The sequence below is a fragment of the Aeromonas sp. SER genome, from assembly GCF_038739615.1.
In the GTDB taxonomy this organism is placed as follows: Bacteria; Pseudomonadota; Gammaproteobacteria; order Enterobacterales; family Aeromonadaceae; genus Aeromonas; species Aeromonas jandaei.
In genome coordinates this window covers 563,171-580,422 of sequence record NZ_JBCGFC010000001.1, presented here as the reverse complement: position 1 = coordinate 580,422, position 17,252 = coordinate 563,171, and the positions used below count along the sequence as shown (strand labels likewise).

Sequence of the window (17,252 nt, the reverse complement as noted above, 5' to 3'; positions counted from 1 at the left end):
GCAAGCCCGCCCCCTACTTTCCCGCAACACCCACCAACCCCAATAAAATCAAGGGCCATGGGAATCCTGCCTCCGGTTAGTGCGATTTGTTGAGCCAGCGCAAAAAAGCGATTTTTCTGATAGTTACGTCATTTTTTGACTGGCACGACCAGATTCGATTGGCCTATCATAGCCATCCGGTGCCTATTCATCTGCGATGGGCTGCTGTCCCCGCAGGTTAATGGAGCATTTTGGAAGCTGTTATCCACGAGAAGTAGCGTGAGTTCCAGTGGAATTACGCCTTACCCAAAAAGGTGGGCATCCCAGATGTCCTCCTATTCCGCCGTCAAAGAGATAGGAAGAGGTAAGTGTCCCCATTTAGGGGGTATTTTCAGGCAAGAATAGAATACAAATATTATTGGTCTTAAGGAATGCATATGGGCTGGCTAAATAAAACTAAAGAAGCAGCTGAAAAAGCAAAGAGTAAAATATCTAACATCGATACAAATTTAATAATAGAGCGAACAAAAGAGATCTCCAGCGACACAGCTTCAGGGCTGTCCAAGAAGTCCTCCCAAGCGTTTTACTCGGCAAAAGACACATTATCTAATGTTGATATAAAAAAAGTTTTAACTGACGCAAAAACGAGTTCTGCCGGGCTATCAGAGAAAGGGGCATCCATTGTTTCAGACAGTCTTAAAAAATCTAAAGATGCCTTCGACAACATCGACTGGGAACAGGTTGCAAACATAAACTACCAATCAGAAAAAATCACTAAATATTGGCAAGATAGTACAGAAAAACTCAATCAGATGGCTCGTTCAACATTGGAGATTGATAAAAATACCATGCAGATGGTAAACGATCTCCAAGGGCGTCTACCCGTTCCTGCAGAGACAATGGACGATATTTTTACCCAGTGCCGTGACGTAGTGATTCAGCGAGCTCTAGCGGCATTCTTTCTGGGCGGTGCAGCCGAAGCGATTGATAGAAACTCTTCAGAAAAGTATGAAAACCTGCACGAAAGCTACAAAGAATACTGTGATCGCATAGGTGGCCACAATATTCGAAGTCATGAAAATTTCTCACAGATGCAAGACCAACGTGCTGATGCGAGGAACTTATTCAGTACACTAGAAAATGGCTATAATAAAGAAGATATTCTCAACGCCTATGATGCTGATATTGAGCATATAATCGCAGCGAAAGAGGTCTATAGCTCAATATTGCTCCGTGCAGGAACAAAAGACCAAGAGCTGATTGATGCAATTAACAACAAAGATAACTTGATTTTCACCAATAGTTCAGTGAACCGCTCCAAAGGATCGGTCTCTTTGTCTGATTATCTTGAGAGATCGGAACCCCACCCAACCAAACCTGGAGTGAGAACTATCTCGATCAATGGTGAAACCCATGAAATCAACGAGGCAGACTGCCAGAAGGCATTGGAGAAAGCCCAAACAGGACTAGCCACTCATACAGCTGCTGCCGCCCTAGAAATTGGCGCTACGGCAGCCAAAACCGGTGCGACCATGGCTGTGCAACAGGTAGTAGGAATGATGGTCGTTGAAACCATAGATATATTCATGGATGAAATGCAGCACTTCAGCAAGGAGTTTAAACTCTTTGATGAGAAAGGGCTTTTTGGCAATGTACAGGAACTTAATCAGCGTCTATCCCAGAAACTTGACCAGCGATTTAAAGAGCGACAGATCTGGGCTAAGGCGAAGGAGCTGGGAGTCGAGGCCGGAGTAAGTGGCGCCCTGAGCGTTATCCCGCAGATCTTAATCTCAACCCTCACGAGGCTACCAGCCTTTGCGCTTGGTTTAATACGAGAAGGGACATTAAGTTGCGTCCGAAGTGCACGAGTACTGGCAAGCAATGATCCGAATAAGCTGAAGTCGATCAGTATAATCATGGCCAGCACAGCTTCTGCGGTAGTCGGTCTGTATGTTAGCCGAGTCATTAGTGCCGGTATCGCGGGCGTACCATTGTTAAACCGGTTCAACAATCAGATCACAGCGATTTTATCAGGGTTACTGGTTACAGCCGTGCCTCTAATCGCTATCTACGTATTTGACCAAAACAAGAAGCGACTTGCTTTCTCGCTAGGCAATAAAGAGGCTCCCTTGTTGGAAAATCCAACTTCTGACATAGCATGAGAGAAATTGGGTACTCACCTTTCTGAAGGCCACGTACTAGCCAACAGAACAGCGCTCGGCTACCCCAATCACAGTTTGGTACAGTATTGGCTCCCCCCCTGATTCGCCGAGACGAAGCCACAGTGCCAAGCAGCAAGACAGGGATATCGAGCAAACGACAGCGGGCCAAGGAGGGCTCGTCAGCGCATGCCGTTGGTCCGTGACTAAGGGAACTTGACGAAGCAGAGCGAGTCAGCGGGAGGTAGCCGCTTGATGGATGACGTTTCTTTTACCACGCAAAGAAATATCACTTGCCACAGCCTGCAGGACGGGCGAAACCCGGTCGAGGACGTTCGCCCTCCTTCAAAAATAAAAATCCCCCGATATCGGGGGATTTTATTCACATCTGTTATCTCAGCTCAGCAGCTTAACCCACCAAAAACGCCCTTAACCGGGCAAACTCCGCTGGCAAATTAACGGAGAGCAGCGGCAACTCGGCGTGCTTGGCCAGCGGGCCGGGCAGCGGCACATCGAGATGCAGGATCTCGTCCACTGACTCCTTGAACTTGGCGGGATGGGCGGTGCAGAGGAACACCCCCACTTCATCCTCGGCCAGCTGTTCCCCCAGCAGATCCCAAGCAATCGCCCCGTGAGGTTCACAGAGGTAATCCAGCTGGTGCAGCCGTTTAAGGGCCGCGCGAGTCTGGGCGTCGTCACGCATGCCAGAACCCAGGGTCTCCAGCGCCCAGCCCTTGCGACGGCAGAGCTCTTCCACTCGCGGCCAGTTGTTGGGGCGGCTGACATCCATGGCATTCGACAGGGTTGCCACTGTCTGGTGCGGCTCCCACTGACCGGTTTTCAGGTAGCGCGGCACGGTATCGTTGGCGTTGGTGGCGGCGATAAAGCGCTTCACCGGCAGCCCCAGCGCCTTGGCGATGAGACCTGCGGTGAGGTTGCCAAAGTTGCCGGACGGCACGCTGATCACCGCCTTGGCACGATCGGCCTTGGGCAGCTGGGCCACCGCCTCGAAGTAGTAGCAAACCTGCGCCAGCAGACGGCTGATATTGATGGAGTTGGCGGAGTTGAGGCCAATGGCCTTTTTCAGCGCCTCGTCGTCAAAGGCCTGTTTTACCAACGCCTGACAGGCATCGAAGTCACCGTCGATGGCGATGGTGCGGATATTGCCGCCGAGGGTGCAGAAGAGCTTCTCCTGCAAGGGGCTGATCTTGCCCTTGGGATAGAGGATCACCACCTCGATCCCCTCCAGCCCATAGAAGGCGTGGGCCACGGCGGCGCCGGTGTCGCCGGAGGTGGCGGTGAGGATAGTAATCTTGTCGTTGGTTCTAAAGGCTGCGAGGCACTGGGCCATAAAGCGGCCGCCGAAATCCTTGAACGCCAGGGTCGGGCCGTGGAACAGCTCAAGGGCATAGGTGCCATCCTTGAGCTTCACCAGCGGCGCCGGGAAGGTGAAGGCGGCATTGATCAGCTCGCTCACTTTCGCTGCGGGCACTTCGTCCCCCAGCAGGTGGCTCAGGATGCGGGCTGAGCGTTCGGCCAGCGGCAGATCGAGCAGGGCATCCACATCGGCGAGCGGTTCGAGTTGTTCGGGGAAGAAGAGCCCCTGTTCGCGACCCAAGCCCTGACGCACCGCCTGCGCGAAGCTCACCTGTTCGCTGTTGTCCTTGATGTTGTAGAGATTCATAGCTCGCTTCCTGTTACCCGTGCCCCGGCCATGTCCAGTTTGCAGACCCGGGCAAATCCATCTTCGTTCTGCACGAAATGTGCTTCCATCCAATCCTTCATCCGCTCGGCCTGCGCCAGCTCCTTCATCACCACAAACACGGTGGGGCCGGAGCCGGAGATGCCGGTGGCGAGCGCGCCGTTCTGGGCCGCCTGCGCCCGCACCTCGGCAAAGCCTTCGATCAGCGCCGCGCGGTAGGGTTCGGCAATCACGTCTTTCAATACGCTGGCGGCCAGCGGCTCCTGCCCGGTGTAGCTCGCGTGGACAAAGGCAGCCAGACGGCGGCCATAGGTGAGGCAATCCTGACGGCGATACTGGGCCGGCAGAATGGCGCGGGCCGCGGCGGTGGAGACCACAGTGCCCGGGTAGCAGACCACCCAGTACCACTCGTCAAACACCGGAATGCCCTGACTGATAACGCCATGCTCTTCCAGCACCAACTGCATGCCGCCGAGATAACAGGGGGCGACGTTGTCGTAGTGAACGGAGCCGGAGATGCGCCCCTCCATCTCCCCCATCAGCAGTAGCAGGGCGTGCTCGTCGAGGGGCGCGCCGTGAAAGGCGTTGAGCCCCTCCAGCGCCGCCACCACGCTGCAGGCGCTAGAACCCAGACCGGAGCCGACCGGCAGGTTCTTCTCCAGCACCATTTCGAGCGGCTTGAGTTTAAGGCCGCGCTTCTCCAGCGCCTCGCCATAGGCCACCCAGCAGTCGAACAGGATATTCTTTTTCGGATCGTCCGGCAGCTTGTGGGCGTAGCGGCCCACGGCGGAGAGGGCGAACGGCACGTCAGCCGCTTTTACCTGCACCCGATCGCCGAGCAGAGAGCCATCCACGGGGGCGAGCGCCGCCCCCAGTACATCGAATCCCACGCTCAGGTTAGCGCTGGAGGCGGGCGCGTAGGCGACCACGCTACTGCTCTGGTACATGTCTGAACTCATGCTTATAGCTCCTGCTTCCAGTTCTGGGTGCGCAGCACGTCGGCAAAGACGCCCGCCGCGGTCACTTCGGTACCGGCGCCATAGCCACGCAGCACCAGCGGGATCGGCTGGTAGTAGGTGGAGAAGAAGGCGAGCGCATTCTCCCCGTCTTTGACCTTGAACAGCGGCTCGTCGGCACCGACCGCCTTGATGGCGACCTTGCACTTGCCACCTTCAATCGACCCCACATAGCGCAGCACCTTGCCTTCACGCTGGGCCGCGGCGAACTGGTCGCGGAACCAGCCATCGGCTTCTGGCAGGCGGGCCATAAAGGCTTCCACGTCGCCGCTGGCGTCAAATCCGGGCGGCAGCGCCTGCTCCACTTCCACATCGGAGAGCTCCAGCGCCATGCCGGCCTCGCGAGCCAGAATGAGCAGCTTGCGCGCCACATCCATGCCGTTGAGATCGTCGCGGGGATCCGGCTCGGTAAAGCCGTTGCCGCGGGCGATCTTGGTCGCCTCCGAGAAGGCCATCCCCTCGTCCAGCTTGCCGAAGATAAAGGAGAGCGAACCGGAGAGGATGCCGTCGAAGGCGCGCAGCTTGTCACCGGCCATGATGAGGTTCTGCAGGTTCTCGATAACCGGCAGACCGGCGCCCACGTTGGTCTCGTACAGGAACTTCCGGCGAGTCTGGCGGGCGGTGCGGCGCAGCGCCTTGTAGTAATCGAGCGAGCCGGTGTTGGCCTTCTTGTTGGGAGTGACCACATGGAAACCGGCGGCGAGGAAGTCGGCGTACTGGACGGCCACCGCCTCGGAGGAGGTGCAGTCGACGATCACCGGGTTGATGATGTGGCTCTCTTCCACCAGCTTTTTCACCCCCTCCAGCGAGAAGCTGTCGCGAGCTTCCACCAGCTGTTCGCGCCAGTTGGCGAGGTTAAGACCATCCTTGTTGACCGCCATCTGGCGGCTGTTGGCGATACCGACCACCCGCAGACCGGTGCCCTGCTCGGCCAGTACCGGCTGCTGGCGGGCAATCTGATCCACCAGCGCGGCGCCGACGCCACCCACCCCGACCACGAACAGGTCGATAAAGTGCTGGCTGCCAAAGAAGTTCTGGTGGCACGCCTTGATCGCTTCCGCCACCTTGCCGGAACGCACCACCGCCGAGATGGAGCGCTCGCTAGAGCCCTGCGCGATGGCGACGATGTTGATGGAGGCCTGTGCCAGCGAGGTGAAGAAGCGGGCGGCCATCCCTTTGCTGGTACGCATGCCGTCACCGATCAGGGAGATGATGGCCAGATCGTTCATGATCTCGAGCGGGTCGAGCAGCTGGTTCTTGAACTCCAGCTCGAACTCGCGCTCCAGCACCTTGCGGGTCTTGTCGCTGTCGTAGCTGTGGATACAGAAACTGACGCTGTACTCGGAAGAGGATTGAGTGATCAGCACAATGCTGACCCCGGCGCGGGAGACGGCAGAGAAGATGCGACCGGCCATGCCTACCATCCCCTTCATGCCGGGGCCGGAGACGTTGAACATGCACATGCCGGCCAGATCGGAGATGGCCTTCACTTTCAGGTCATCATCGCCGCTCTCGGGGCCGATCAGGGTGCCCGGCCCCTGCGGGTTGAAGCTGTTTTTGATAAGGCAGGGAATGTGGAACTGGGCCACCGGCGCGATGGTTTTCGGGTGCAGCACCTTGGCGCCGAAGTAGGAGAGCTCCATCGCCTCCTTGTAGGAGAGAGTTTTCAGCAGATAGGCATCCGGCACCAGACGGGGGTCACAGCTGTAGCAGCCCTCGACATCGGTCCAGATCTCGCAGCACTCGGCATCGACACAGGCAGCCAGCACGGCGGCGGAGTAGTCGGAGCCGTTACGGCCCAGCAGCACGGTTTCACCCTTGTCGCTGCCGCCGGTAAAGCCCGGCATCAGGTAGAGGCATTGCTGCTTTTCTGCCACAACAGGACGCAAGCCCCTGGCGGCAAAGCGCACCCGGGAGGCTTCGATATCGACGTGGGCTTCCAGATAGCCGCCATCGGTCACCAGCAGCTCTTCCGGCACGATGAGACCCAGCTCGAGGCCACGCACCCGCAGCAGTTCGTGCATAAAGGCGATGGAGAGGTTCTCGCCACGGCTCAGGATGCGCGCCTGCACGTTGTCCGGGCAGAGGCCCAGCAGGCGGATGCCCTGCATCAGCCGCTCTACCTGATCCAGCTCGGCAGTCAGGCGAGCCTGCAGCGCCTTGTCATCCAGCGCCGGATAGGCCGCCTTCAACCCGGCCAGCAGGCGGGAGAAGATACCGTTCACTTCAAACAGGGTACTGCTGGCATCCATGCCACGGCTGGTCTGCTCGACCAGCGCCACCAGATGGTTGGTTACCTTGGCAGGAGCAGACAGCACCAGGGCTACCTGAGACTGGCCATGGGTATTCACCGCAATGTCGGCAACCCGTAAAAAACGCTCTGCGTCGGCCAGAGATGACCCGCCAAACTTCAACACTCTCATCGCTTTCTCTCCCTGTAATCCCTGCTGTATAACCGAAAAACCGGTCTGAAAATCATCCAACAAAAAGGCCCGTACTGGGTGGGTACGGGCCTTTTCTGATTTCTGTGCTTGTTCGTCAGCGCATCAACCGGCCCCAGTGCCACCTGTGGTGGTACCGGTAATAATGGTGGTGGTGATGATGTTGGTGAATAGCTGCATGACGAACACTCGTGAACGAAACTGGCTTTTAGCAATACCGCGCCGGGCGCAGGGCTGTCAACTTAAACCTCTTTGCCAAGTTTGCGGGCAAGGTCCTTGCAGAGCAGGTGGAGCATGTTCAAATCCCGCTGCGGCAGCATGGGCACCCGGTCCATCACCCACTGATGCAGTTTTTCATCCTGCGAAACTCCGAGTTCACCCAGAATTTCTGCTGTTTTGCTTTTAAGCACGCGAACCTGTCCGCTGTTATCAATATTTTCTGCTGCGACACTTGCCTCATCGAGCAGCGGGCTCAGCTCGTAGGCATAGAGCATGATCGCCTGCCCCAGATTGAGGGACGGGTAGCTCACCTTGAGCGGCAGATAGCTGATGAGGTCGACCTCGGCCAGCTGCTCGTTGGAGAGGCCCGACTCCTCGCAGCCAAAGACGATGGCGACCTTGTTGAGGGAGGGCTTGGCGCGGATCTGCTCGCGAATTTCAGCCGGGGTGAGGTAGTGCTGGTAGCGGCCACGCTGGCGGGCGGTGGTGGCGATCACCAGATCCATATCGGCCAGCGCCTCGGGCAGGGTATCGAACGCCTCGGCCTGAGTCAGGATCTCCTGCGCGCCGTGAGCGACCCAGCTCGCTTCATCCTCTTCGTGCACCCGGCTTGCCACCAGTCGCATGGCATCAAAGCCCATGGTTTTCATGGCGCGGGCGGCGGCGCCGACGTTGGCGGGGCGGGCAGGTGCCACAAGGACAAAATAGAGCTTCATCGGGTTTCCTCACAGGCCGGACGGCCTCTCAAACAGACGGCAAACAGTCGCTAAACCATCGCCAAAACAGGGGCGCAATCTACCGTTTATCCGCGAAAATTGCCACTTGAACAGATGTTTCAATGTTGCCATAGTGGCCTGACGCACGCCTTTTTTGCGCCCGTTTTCCGGCGCGTTCGGCCCGAAGAATCACAAGGAAGAGAGAGATGCAGCAGCCATTGGAACAGGCCGTCGCCGAGACCATCTTGCAACGGTTCGAGTCGTTTTACAGCCGGTTTCTCGAGATCACACGCGGCAGCAAGAGCCGCTTCGAGAACAGCGACTGGCTGGGAGTGCAGCTGGCGGGGCGCGAGCGCATTCGCCTCTATGATCACCATGTGGGGGCCACCGCCAGCTCCATCCGCCAGATGATGGGAGAGCACCACGCCACCCAGGAATTGCTCAAGCGGGTGAAGGGGGCTTTCAGCGATCTGCTGCCCAAGTGCGAGAACTTCGAGGTGGCGGAGTCCTTCTTCAACTCCGTCTATCGCCGCATCTTCCGCCATCGCAATATCCGCGACGAGAACCTCTATATCCACCCCTTCGTCAGCCGCGGCGACAAGCCCGATCTCGGCGCATTGCTGCGCATCTATCGCACCGATCTGGCCCATCTGCCGCAGACCCTGAGCCAGCTTTTGGGGGATTACAGCTTCACCCTCCCCTACGAGGACAAGCAGCGGGATATTGTCGACATTCACCGCCATCTTGCCGAGAACGGCCCGCAAATCCTTCATGATGAGCCCTTTGCCATCGAGCTATTGAAAGAGGTGTTCTACCGCAACAAGGGAGCCTATCTGGTGGGGCTTATTCGGGTGAAGGATCAGGTCTTCCCCTTTATCCTGCCCCTGCTCAGCACCGGCCAGAGCATCTATGTGGACACCGTCATCTTCGAGCCGGATCTCGCCTCCATCGTCTTTGGCTTCGCCCGCGCCTACTTTATGGTCTATGCCCGCGAACCGGCGCTGTTTGTCGCCTTTCTGCGCCAGATCATGCCCCACAAGCCCGATTACGAGATCTACAACGCCATCGGCTGCCAGAAGCACGGCAAGACCGAACTCTATCGCCACTACCGCCACCATCTGGCCCAGAGTCGGGATCAGTTCATCATCGCGCCGGGCATCAAGGGGATGGTGATGAGCGTGTTTACCCTCCCCTCCTACGATGTGGTATTCAAAGTGATCAAGGACGAGTTCACCCCGCCCAAGGAGGTGAGCCACGAGCAGGTCAAAGAGAAGTACCGGCTTGTCAAACAGCACGATCGGGTGGGCCGGATGGCCGATACCCAGGAGTTCACCAACTTCGAGTTTCCCCTCGATCGCATCTCGCCCGAGCTCCTTGCCGAGCTCAAGGTGGTGGCGCCGTCGGCCCTCACCATCACGGACGACAAGCTGGTGATCAAGCACCTCTACACCGAGCGCAAGATGATCCCCCTCAACCTCTATCTGGACAAGGCGGACGAGCAGCAGACCCGGCTCGCGCTGGAGGAGTACGGCAACGCCATCAAACAGCTGGCGGCAGCCAACATCTTCCCGGGGGACATGCTGTTCAAGAACTTCGGCGTCACCCGTCACGGCCGGGTGGTCTTCTACGACTACGACGAGATCTGCTACATGACGGAGTGCAACTTCCGCCAGATCCCGCCGCCGCGCTACCCCGAGGATGAGTGGAGCGCCGAGCCCTGGTACTCGGTGGCCCCCAACGACATCTTCCCCGAGGAGTTCGCCACCTTCCTGCTGCAAAAGCCGCAGGTGCGGGAGATCATGTTGCAGTTGCACAAGGAGATGTTCGACGCCAACTACTGGAAGATGCTGCAGAGCAACATCAAGGTGGGGGTGTTCGAGGATGTCTATCCCTACCGGCGCAAGAAACGCTTCAAGTACCAGCGCGGCGGCTGATCCCGCTAGCCCGCGCACATCGCAGCAACGAAAACGGGGTGGCCCAAGCCACCCCGTTTTGCTATCCGCTTTGCGCCTTAACTGCCGCGACGGCGGATCACCCCCTCCTGCATGGTGCTCGCCACCAGCACCCCGTCACGGGTAAAGAACTGGCCACGTACCAGACCGCGACCGCTGCTGGCGCTCGGGCTGTCTACCACGTAGAGCAGCCAGTCGTCGAAGCGGAAATCCCGGTGGAACCACATGGAGTGATCGATGGTGGCTACCTGCATATCCGGCTCCCAGTAGGACACCCCGTGCGGCTGCAGCGAGGTGAGCAGGAAGTTGAAGTCGGAGGCGTAGGCCAGCAGGTATTTGTGCACCCGCAGATCGTCCGGCATCTGGCCATTGGCCTTGAACCAGACGTGACGCACCGGATCCTGCACCGTCGGCCGAATAGGGTCGACCAGGGTCACCGGGCGCATCTCGATGGGCTGCTCGCAGAGGATCTTGTCCCGCAGCGAGGCCGGGATCAGGTTCTCGTAGGGGCGCACCAGCTCCAGCTCGCTCTTGAGCTCCTCCGGCGGGGTGATGCCGGTGGGCATCTGCGCCTGATGCTCGAAGCCATCGGCCGGCACCTGAAACGAGGCGTTGAGATAGAAGATGGGCTTGCCACCCTGAATCGCCTTGACCCGGCGGGTGGAGACGGTCTGGCCATCACGGATATTCTCCACGTCATAGACGATGGGACGGGTCACATCCCCCGGACGCAGGAAGTAGGAGTGAAAACTGTGAACCTGACGGCCGGTCTCGACCGTCTGCTTGGCGGCTGACAAGGCCTGCCCCATTACCTGTCCGCCAAACACGGCCCGCAGACCGAGATCCTGGCTCTGGCCCCGAAACAGGCCCTCCTCGATTTTTTCCAGCGCCAGCAACGCCAGCAGCCCATCAAGTACCTTGCTCATTGTTCACTCCTCTGTCAGAGCCGCACAGGCTAACAAGCTCACCGGAACAGAGCAACCGCCACGCGTCCGTTCATGTCGTCCGGAAGGCGCAGAAACAGTGCGCTTCGAATCTGTTTTTTCCCCGGTGAAACCGTTAATCTGAAAGAAGTCGATAGAGGCGAGGTCACCAGCCATGCACGTTCGTTATCCACTCACCCTCTCTGTCGCTCACCCCTCTTTTTTTCGCCTGCGCCATCCGCTGCTTGCCCCTCTCCTTGCGCTCTCGCTGCTCCCTGCCAGCGCGGCGCAGAGCGCGGTGATCATCACCGGCGAACTGCCCCCCTACTCCTCTGCGGAGCTGGCCAATGGCGGCGAGCTGGCAAGCAAGGTGCTCACCATTCTCAAAGAGGCTGGCCACCCGGATCTGCAGATCTCCTACCAACCCTGGCCACGCGGACTTAAAAACATCGAGCTGGGCAACGCCATCGCCGCGTTCCCCTTTACCTGGACCAACGAGCGCAGCAACAGCCTGCTGTTCAGCACCCCCATCGCCTTCGATATCCAGTCCTGGTACACCACGCCCGACAAGAAGGGGCTGGAATCCCCGCCCTGGCAGCAAAAAACCGCCTGCGTGCCCAAGGGGTGGTTCTCCGATGCCATCGAGCGGGTCATCAACGATCAGGGGCTGATCGTCAGAACCACCAACCGCCTCAACCAGTGCGTCGAGCTGCTGAAAAAGGGCAAAGTCGATCTGGTGCCCATCAACGACACCTCGAAAAAGAACCTCTCCGAAGAGGACAGCGCTGCCCTCTACCGCCTCTCGCTGTTTCGCCAGAACGTCACCTTCTATCTGGTCACCTCCCGCAACGAAGAAGGGGAGCGGTTTATCCACGACTTCAACGACAAATGGAACGCTCAGGCCTACTGATCCGACCGCCCTTCCTGCTCGCAGACACCACAACAAATCCCACCCCCTTGGCCATACCGGCACTAGCCTTGGCACCATAAATACCGCAGGTTCGGAGGCAGTTGCCACCCCGCTATTTGGTGACTCACTCTGCAACCACTTTTGGAATTATTTCACTGGTGATACAGCAGAGCAGCAACTCGTTACATGGATGCAAAAATCATCGCATCGGACGGGAGCTGGCTGGACGACCTTCTTGCCACCATGGCTGGCTGACAACACCAAACCGCGGCTCGACTTTTTCTCTGCGAAAGATACAATCCATGCACTGGAGATGGCATTCCTCCACATGCATACGCACACAAACCGCCGTTGTGGCTAATGATGCCTACGTTTCAGTCCAGGTCAGGGCTGCGTAGCATATGCACCACTGTCCTGGAGTCTCTGCACTAAAGGACGATTTATATGCTTAATTCGATTCTTGCCATCAGCGTTGGCGCCTCGTTTGGTGCCATATTTCGCTGGCTACTGGGCACATCCCTGAACGCTATTTTTCCTACCCTCCCGCTGGGCACTCTCGTGGCAAACTTGCTGGGAGGCTATCTGATCGGGATCGCTATCGCTTTCTTTTCCGCAAACCCCAATCTCCCCCCTGAATGGCGGCTGCTGGTGATCACCGGTTTTCTCGGCGGGTTAACCACCTTTTCAACATTCTCTGCTGAAGTCACTTCATTACTGCAGGCAGGTCGATTGGCTTGGGCAGGGGGGGCGATTTGTGTCCATGTACTGGGTTCGCTGGCTATGACTCTTGCCGGCATGTGGTCAATGTCAATGCTGCAACGGATGTGACAGGAGTATCTATGCAAGGCTATCAATTAACATTTTACACTCGCCAGGATCGCTCAATCGAGGGTCAACCATTGGCACAATGGCTGGTCGAGCAGGCTAAAGAGCTCGGTATTCAGGGTGCCACCCTGTTGGCTGCCAATGAAGGACTTGGGCATGACCGGCGTCTGCACTCGGCTCACTTTTTCGAACTGTCAGACCAGCCATTGGAAGTGACGTTTTCCGTCACTGACAACGAGGTAAACCTCATATTCGACCTGCTAAAGAAACACAACACGAGTGTGTTTTATACCTTGATGCCCATAGAGTTCGGGATGTCTGGCGATCGCTAATCCGGTAATCAAATCGCTATATCGCCTCTTGTCTGGCATAAGAGGCGATTAGGAGACCCACTTTTGGGGCTCCCCCCCTGCATAGCAAGCACCACAGCACATCCGCCCACTATCAGCAGCATCGGCATCGGCATCGGCATCGGCATCGGCATCGGCATCGGCATCGGCATCACGAATACCGCAGGATCGGAGGCAGTTGCCACTCCGCCATTAGGCTATCGACTCTTCCACCACGTCTCGGATTATTTCACTGGTGATACGGCCAACAAAAATTCGTTACATGGGTGCAAAAGTCATCTTGGCGGATGGGAGTCAGGTTGAACGACCAGCTTGCCAGCATGGCTGGCCGATAAAATAAAACACCGGCGCAAGGCCGGTATCTGGTGATGACTATGTCTTTACACCCCGCTAATACGTGTTAACAACCATAATAAAAGAGCATAAAAAATGACACCAAATAACATAATCTAGAAAGCCAAATTAAAACAGAAGAACTAGAAAACTCATATTTCAAAGTCAATTCGTTTAAAAAGGAAAAATCACCTACCTCATGATTTCTAACATACTGTAACCTACAATGAAAAAACAATAAAATAACACCAAAAAAGCCGACACAATAAGAAATAATTCGTTGATGAGGCTCACCATTAACCCATGACAAAGCTAATCCCATAGCACATGATATAAAAAAGAATATAGATGCCAGATTAGTCAGCCAACAAGACTTAAACATCACGCTATCCATAAACAAAAACACAGATCTAGAATCATTAAATTTTAATTTATTCCTAACATAAAAAACACCTGACAAAAAAATCAGCAAAACAAGAAAGGTTATCATTCCTGATGCAAACAATATCTTCATACGACCTTCCTTTTAATATGCATTAAAAAATATGGGTGCAAAATAATCCTCCTAATCGAGGCTACGGCCCAGGCCTTTCTGTTTCTGTCGCTCTTGTAATTTGTGTTTGAGCCAAAGACCAATACCCAACACGGTTCCTCCTGCGAGAGCTTTATCTAAAGAGCCATATAAAAAATCATCCAAGTCAAATATAAAAACACCAGTTTTAAAATATACCATAACTAATACCAGCGCATTACCAAAAACATCAAGAAAAATCATAAAAACATTACTTAATATAATAAGTCTGATTAGATCCAAGAGGTTAATTTTTTTCATTTTTTCTCCGCACCATCAAGGGCGTGTCAAAAAGGTGGGTGTCCCGGATTTCGCCCCGGATTTCCGCCCTATATTGATTCTTTGCATGGAAGTTTATCCAGTACACTACTAACAGTGCCTTTATTTAAAATTGTTTTTTTAGCTGTACTCCCATAATCATGACTATATATTAAATATTCAAATTGATTATTACCTAAACAATAAAAAAGATAAAACCCTGTATCAGCTATTTCAAGATGGCTCAAAAAAAAAACCTATTTTTTTTGAATCAGGCAACTCCATGTCATCAGGATCACAATCAAGTAGCATGCCATGTGAATGAGCTAATTTCTTTAATAAAGCATGGGCGGTCATTGACATATCCAGCCCTTCATCTTGACTATCTATTACCTCTTGGTGAGTATTTTTCAGATAATCCATAGCCATAGATAGTGTATAATTAGAACCTTTGGATGGATATATTTCATCTTCAATAAAAAACATGAAAATCCCAAATTTCCAATATTCATCATCTGTTTTCTCCAATAGCTCATAAAAAACAGCGAATTCAAAAGGTTGACCGAAAATCATTTTCTCCCCTTTAACTCTTTAATTTCTTTATTAAATGAACCAAGTTCTCTATTACCTAATGCATTTTTACCATCACCACCAACAACGATTAGGACACCCACCTTTTGTAGCAAGCCACTATCGAACTGCTTGCAGGCATTATAAGGGTGTGTACATTCGAACTGATGCATGTAAAACTCGGCTGGCAGGAGAAATTTTCAGGTTTAGAAAGCAACACCCCCTGCACAACCATTTACTGGACTATATGCAATACCCGGAGCTATCAGCAGGGTAAATGCAAAGCAATCAAATCCGTGGTTGATGGCATCGCCACTGGCCACAGTGGCGGGCAAACTGCTGACATTGATCTCTGCCTCCCACCACTCTGATCCCTTGTCGCCTGAATAGCACCACCTGTTTCAACCAGAGAACACCATCAAGGCCCAACCGTTCCAGAATGGGTCCAAGTTGAACCGGAATATTACCCCGCTTGTCGGGCCGAATAGCACGGCCTGTCTAATCAACCAGCATCAGGTAGTCGGTGAAGGCATAGGGTAGTTCTTCAGGCTTCCCCTGGCTGGCAAACGGCAGTAACAGTGGTGGCAAAACCTCAGGAGCAGCAGGCTCGTCAAGGCGCTGTTTGATACTGGATAGCAAACAGCCGCGACAGTTGCCCCAACTTGTCGACCACCCATTGGCGTCGATGCTCATAACTCTGGCCGGAGTGGGAATCCTCTCCGCACAGAAAAGCTCGCCGCACACAGCGACTGACCACGTGGTAGTAAGGCGTATCCTGCAAGCTGATTTGACGTGCAAAAAGGTGGGTGTCCCGGATTTCAATAAAAATCCGGATCTATGCTGCCTTCAGCTTTCAGGATCTCAAGGAACCGCTTATAAGCTGTTTCGTCATATTCTCGAAGATCATCTAGTAAATTCTCTTCAATTAATGATTTGTGATAAATCCCTGAATAGTAGTAAATAAAGCCATCGGGTACGGATGGTTCAATAATATCAACGCTATCAATAATCTTACCTGTTATGCGATAAGGAACTAAGCCACCACTATTTTTAGGTAAACCAAGCAATATTGTTTCAGTACAGGAGCCATCCACAGACAAAACCCAGTAAATACCAAATATGTCAATGATATGCCCACTAATTTGGCTTTTAATCTTCATTTTTCACCCCCCAAAGATGGGCCTGGCTGTAACTCAGAACGTTTAGGCGTAACGATTTTCATAAAAAGGTGGGTGTCCCGGAGTCCGGACAAAAATTCGTTACATGGATGCAAAAGTCATCTCGGCGGATGGGAGTCAGGTTGAACGACAGCTTGCCAGCATGGCTGGCCGATAATATAAGACACCAGCGCAAGGCCGGTATCTGGTGATGACTATGTCTTTACACCCCGCTAATACGCGTTAAAAACCATAATAAAAGAGCATAAAAAATGACACCAAATAACATAATCTAGAAAGCCAAATTAAAACAGAAGAACTAGAAAACTCATATTTCAAAGTCAATTCGTTTAAAAAGGAAAAATCACCTACCTCATGATTTCTAACATACTGTAACCTACAATGAAAAAACAATAAAGTAACACCAAGAAAGCCGACACAATAAGAAATAATTCGTTGATGAGGCTCACCATTAACCCATGACAAAGCTAATCCCATAGCACATGATATAAAAAAGAATATAGATGCCAGATTAGTCAGCCAACAAGACTTAAACATCACGCTATCCATAAACAAAAGCACAGCTCTAGAATCATTAAATTTTAATTTATTCCTAACATAAAAAACACCTGACAAAAAAATCAGCAAAGCAAGAAAAACTATCATTCCTGATGCAAACAATATCTTCATCTGGCCTTCCTTTTAATATGTATTAAAAAAATATGGGTGCAAAATAATCCTCCTAATCGAGACTACGGCCCTATACATCATAAGTAAATTCAATACCCAATTGCATCGTCTCTACAACCAAGCTAATTTCACAATTAGACCAGATGTCGAGACCAGTGGTTAGTTTATTGTTGATAAAATATTTCCGAAGTTCCACCAATAATGCTGTTAAATCACCCACGACTCGACCATCAGGATCAAACCAATTTAGCTTGTTTGTATCATCAATATAATCAAACTCGTATTTCCCTCCATCACCTTCAGGAAAAACTTCTGCTCTGACAACTATTGTTCTTGCATCTAATGGCCCAGCATAAACTAAGAGCTGCGCGACCTTTTGATATATTTCTTGCTCTGTCATTAAATACCACCAGGGGAATTTTTAAAATACATAACAGCTGACCGATTACACTCCATCTAAAGGCTGGTGTCAGTTGATAAC

At 53.6% G+C, this 17,252-nt stretch carries 17 protein-coding genes, 1 pseudogene and 1 riboswitch; of the genes and pseudogenes, 5 read left to right on the top strand and 13 right to left on the bottom strand.

All coding sequences use genetic code 11. From position 1 onward, the window contains the following. Window positions 1–416 precede the first annotated feature (416 nt). Window positions 417–2,141 (top strand): hypothetical protein, encoded by a 1,725-nt coding sequence (locus tag AAHA41_RS02785; protein ID WP_323071111.1) that lies wholly within the window; start codon window positions 417–419, stop codon window positions 2,139–2,141. A 406-nt stretch (window positions 2,142–2,547) separates the two neighbouring features. Here the strand turns inward: AAHA41_RS02785 and thrC are convergent, their stop codons facing one another. The 4 genes from thrC to AAHA41_RS02765 form a co-directional block, all read right to left on the bottom strand. Further along, window positions 2,548–3,822 carry a threonine synthase gene (gene thrC, locus AAHA41_RS02780; protein WP_216951403.1) on the bottom strand — a complete coding sequence of 425 codons (1,275 nt, stop codon included), beginning with the start codon at window positions 3,820–3,822 and terminating at the stop codon, window positions 2,548–2,550. Beyond that, window positions 3,819–4,799, bottom strand: a complete 981-nt coding sequence (gene thrB / locus AAHA41_RS02775) for a homoserine kinase (protein WP_323071110.1) — start codon at window positions 4,797–4,799, stop codon at window positions 3,819–3,821. The genes thrC and thrB overlap by 4 nt, the downstream gene beginning before the upstream one ends. Before the next feature lie 2 nt (window positions 4,800–4,801). Further along, window positions 4,802–7,279, bottom strand: a complete 2,478-nt coding sequence (thrA, locus tag AAHA41_RS02770; RefSeq protein WP_323071109.1) for a bifunctional aspartate kinase/homoserine dehydrogenase I — start codon at window positions 7,277–7,279, stop codon at window positions 4,802–4,804. A 260-nt stretch (window positions 7,280–7,539) separates the two neighbouring features. After that, window positions 7,540–8,232, bottom strand: a complete 693-nt coding sequence (locus AAHA41_RS02765; RefSeq protein ID WP_323071108.1) for a tRNA/rRNA methyltransferase — start codon at window positions 8,230–8,232, stop codon at window positions 7,540–7,542. A 206-nt stretch (window positions 8,233–8,438) separates the two neighbouring features. Here AAHA41_RS02765 and aceK point away from each other — a divergent pair, with 206 nt between their 5' ends. Further along, entirely contained in the window at window positions 8,439–10,166 is a 1,728-nt protein-coding gene (aceK, locus tag AAHA41_RS02760; protein WP_323071107.1) for a bifunctional isocitrate dehydrogenase kinase/phosphatase, read from the top strand. Window positions 10,167–10,243: 77 nt separating this feature from the next. Here aceK and tesB read toward each other — a convergent pair whose 3' ends face one another. Continuing rightward, a complete protein-coding gene (gene tesB / locus AAHA41_RS02755; protein WP_042032451.1) occupies window positions 10,244–11,110 on the bottom strand; it encodes an acyl-CoA thioesterase II in 867 nt (288 codons plus the stop codon). A 172-nt stretch (window positions 11,111–11,282) separates the two neighbouring features. Between tesB and AAHA41_RS02750 the strand changes: the two genes are divergently transcribed. The 3 genes from AAHA41_RS02750 to AAHA41_RS02740 all read left to right on the top strand — a co-directional run bounded on the left by AAHA41_RS02750 (window position 11,283) and on the right by AAHA41_RS02740 (window position 13,174). Next, the gene (locus AAHA41_RS02750; protein WP_323071106.1) at window positions 11,283–12,017 is read left to right on the top strand and encodes a transporter substrate-binding domain-containing protein; all 735 of its coding nucleotides are present in this window, start codon (window positions 11,283–11,285) and stop codon (window positions 12,015–12,017) included. Between the two features lie 300 nt (window positions 12,018–12,317). Next, a riboswitch (Fluoride riboswitch) is annotated at window positions 12,318–12,394 on the top strand. Window positions 12,395–12,461: 67 nt separating this feature from the next. Further along, window positions 12,462–12,845 carry a fluoride efflux transporter CrcB gene (gene crcB, locus AAHA41_RS02745; protein WP_033116160.1) on the top strand — a complete coding sequence of 128 codons (384 nt, stop codon included), beginning with the start codon at window positions 12,462–12,464 and terminating at the stop codon, window positions 12,843–12,845. Window positions 12,846–12,856: 11 nt separating this feature from the next. Further along, the gene (locus AAHA41_RS02740; RefSeq protein ID WP_043851430.1) at window positions 12,857–13,174 is read left to right on the top strand and encodes a DUF190 domain-containing protein; all 318 of its coding nucleotides are present in this window, start codon (window positions 12,857–12,859) and stop codon (window positions 13,172–13,174) included. A gap of 418 nt (window positions 13,175–13,592) precedes the next feature. On the opposite strand, the gene AAHA41_RS02735 is transcribed toward AAHA41_RS02740, so the two are convergent. From AAHA41_RS02735 to AAHA41_RS02700, 8 genes and pseudogenes are all read right to left on the bottom strand, one after another. Further along, a complete protein-coding gene (locus AAHA41_RS02735) occupies window positions 13,593–14,039 on the bottom strand; it encodes a hypothetical protein (RefSeq protein WP_342697304.1) in 447 nt (148 codons plus the stop codon). Window positions 14,040–14,090: 51 nt separating this feature from the next. After that, a complete protein-coding gene (locus AAHA41_RS02730) occupies window positions 14,091–14,357 on the bottom strand; it encodes a hypothetical protein (RefSeq protein WP_198506401.1) in 267 nt (88 codons plus the stop codon). 231 nt (window positions 14,358–14,588) lie between these two features. Next, window positions 14,589–14,927, bottom strand: a complete 339-nt coding sequence (locus tag AAHA41_RS02725) for an Imm42 family immunity protein (protein WP_323071103.1) — start codon at window positions 14,925–14,927, stop codon at window positions 14,589–14,591. Beyond that, window positions 14,924–15,097 (bottom strand): hypothetical protein, encoded by a 174-nt coding sequence (locus tag AAHA41_RS02720; RefSeq protein WP_323092319.1) that lies wholly within the window; start codon window positions 15,095–15,097, stop codon window positions 14,924–14,926. Before AAHA41_RS02720 ends, AAHA41_RS02725 begins: the two co-directional genes overlap by 4 nt. Before the next feature lie 115 nt (window positions 15,098–15,212). Continuing rightward, window positions 15,213–15,741 (bottom strand): annotated as a pseudogene (locus AAHA41_RS02715) (hypothetical protein). Between the two features lies 1 nt (window position 15,742). Beyond that, the gene (locus tag AAHA41_RS02710) at window positions 15,743–16,084 is read right to left on the bottom strand and encodes a hypothetical protein (RefSeq protein WP_082044142.1); all 342 of its coding nucleotides are present in this window, start codon (window positions 16,082–16,084) and stop codon (window positions 15,743–15,745) included. 240 nt (window positions 16,085–16,324) lie between these two features. After that, entirely contained in the window at window positions 16,325–16,771 is a 447-nt protein-coding gene (locus AAHA41_RS02705) for a hypothetical protein (RefSeq protein ID WP_342697303.1), read from the bottom strand. 70 nt (window positions 16,772–16,841) lie between these two features. Further along, window positions 16,842–17,171 (bottom strand): hypothetical protein, encoded by a 330-nt coding sequence (locus AAHA41_RS02700; RefSeq protein ID WP_323071228.1) that lies wholly within the window; start codon window positions 17,169–17,171, stop codon window positions 16,842–16,844. Window positions 17,172–17,252 lie beyond the last annotated feature (81 nt).

Excerpts from the sequence above, each read along its gene's own strand:
- AAHA41_RS02750 (WP_323071106.1), top strand. The coding sequence starts at position 11,283 with ATGCACGTTCGTTATCCACTCACCCTCTCTGTCGCTCACCCCTCTTTT.
- AAHA41_RS02765 (WP_323071108.1), bottom strand. The coding sequence starts at position 8,232 with ATGAAGCTCTATTTTGTCCTTGTGGCACCTGCCCGCCCCGCCAACGTC.
- AAHA41_RS02710 (WP_082044142.1), bottom strand. The coding sequence starts at position 16,084 with ATGAAGATTAAAAGCCAAATTAGTGGGCATATCATTGACATATTTGGT.
- AAHA41_RS02720 (WP_323092319.1), bottom strand. The coding sequence starts at position 15,097 with ATGCATCAGTTCGAATGTACACACCCTTATAATGCCTGCAAGCAGTTC.
- AAHA41_RS02705 (WP_342697303.1), bottom strand. The coding sequence starts at position 16,771 with ATGAAGATATTGTTTGCATCAGGAATGATAGTTTTTCTTGCTTTGCTG.
- AAHA41_RS02700 (WP_323071228.1), bottom strand. The coding sequence starts at position 17,171 with ATGACAGAGCAAGAAATATATCAAAAGGTCGCGCAGCTCTTAGTTTAT.
- thrC (WP_216951403.1), bottom strand. The coding sequence starts at position 3,822 with ATGAATCTCTACAACATCAAGGACAACAGCGAACAGGTGAGCTTCGCG.
- AAHA41_RS02735 (WP_342697304.1), bottom strand. The coding sequence starts at position 14,039 with ATGAAGATATTGTTTGCATCAGGAATGATAACCTTTCTTGTTTTGCTG.
- crcB (WP_033116160.1), top strand. The coding sequence starts at position 12,462 with ATGCTTAATTCGATTCTTGCCATCAGCGTTGGCGCCTCGTTTGGTGCC.
- AAHA41_RS02730 (WP_198506401.1), bottom strand. The coding sequence starts at position 14,357 with ATGAAAAAAATTAACCTCTTGGATCTAATCAGACTTATTATATTAAGT.
- AAHA41_RS02725 (WP_323071103.1), bottom strand. The coding sequence starts at position 14,927 with ATGATTTTCGGTCAACCTTTTGAATTCGCTGTTTTTTATGAGCTATTG.
- aceK (WP_323071107.1), top strand. The coding sequence starts at position 8,439 with ATGCAGCAGCCATTGGAACAGGCCGTCGCCGAGACCATCTTGCAACGG.
- AAHA41_RS02740 (WP_043851430.1), top strand. The coding sequence starts at position 12,857 with ATGCAAGGCTATCAATTAACATTTTACACTCGCCAGGATCGCTCAATC.
- AAHA41_RS02785 (WP_323071111.1), top strand. The coding sequence starts at position 417 with ATGGGCTGGCTAAATAAAACTAAAGAAGCAGCTGAAAAAGCAAAGAGT.
- tesB (WP_042032451.1), bottom strand. The coding sequence starts at position 11,110 with ATGAGCAAGGTACTTGATGGGCTGCTGGCGTTGCTGGCGCTGGAAAAA.
- thrA (WP_323071109.1), bottom strand. The coding sequence starts at position 7,279 with ATGAGAGTGTTGAAGTTTGGCGGGTCATCTCTGGCCGACGCAGAGCGT.
- thrB (WP_323071110.1), bottom strand. The coding sequence starts at position 4,799 with ATGAGTTCAGACATGTACCAGAGCAGTAGCGTGGTCGCCTACGCGCCC.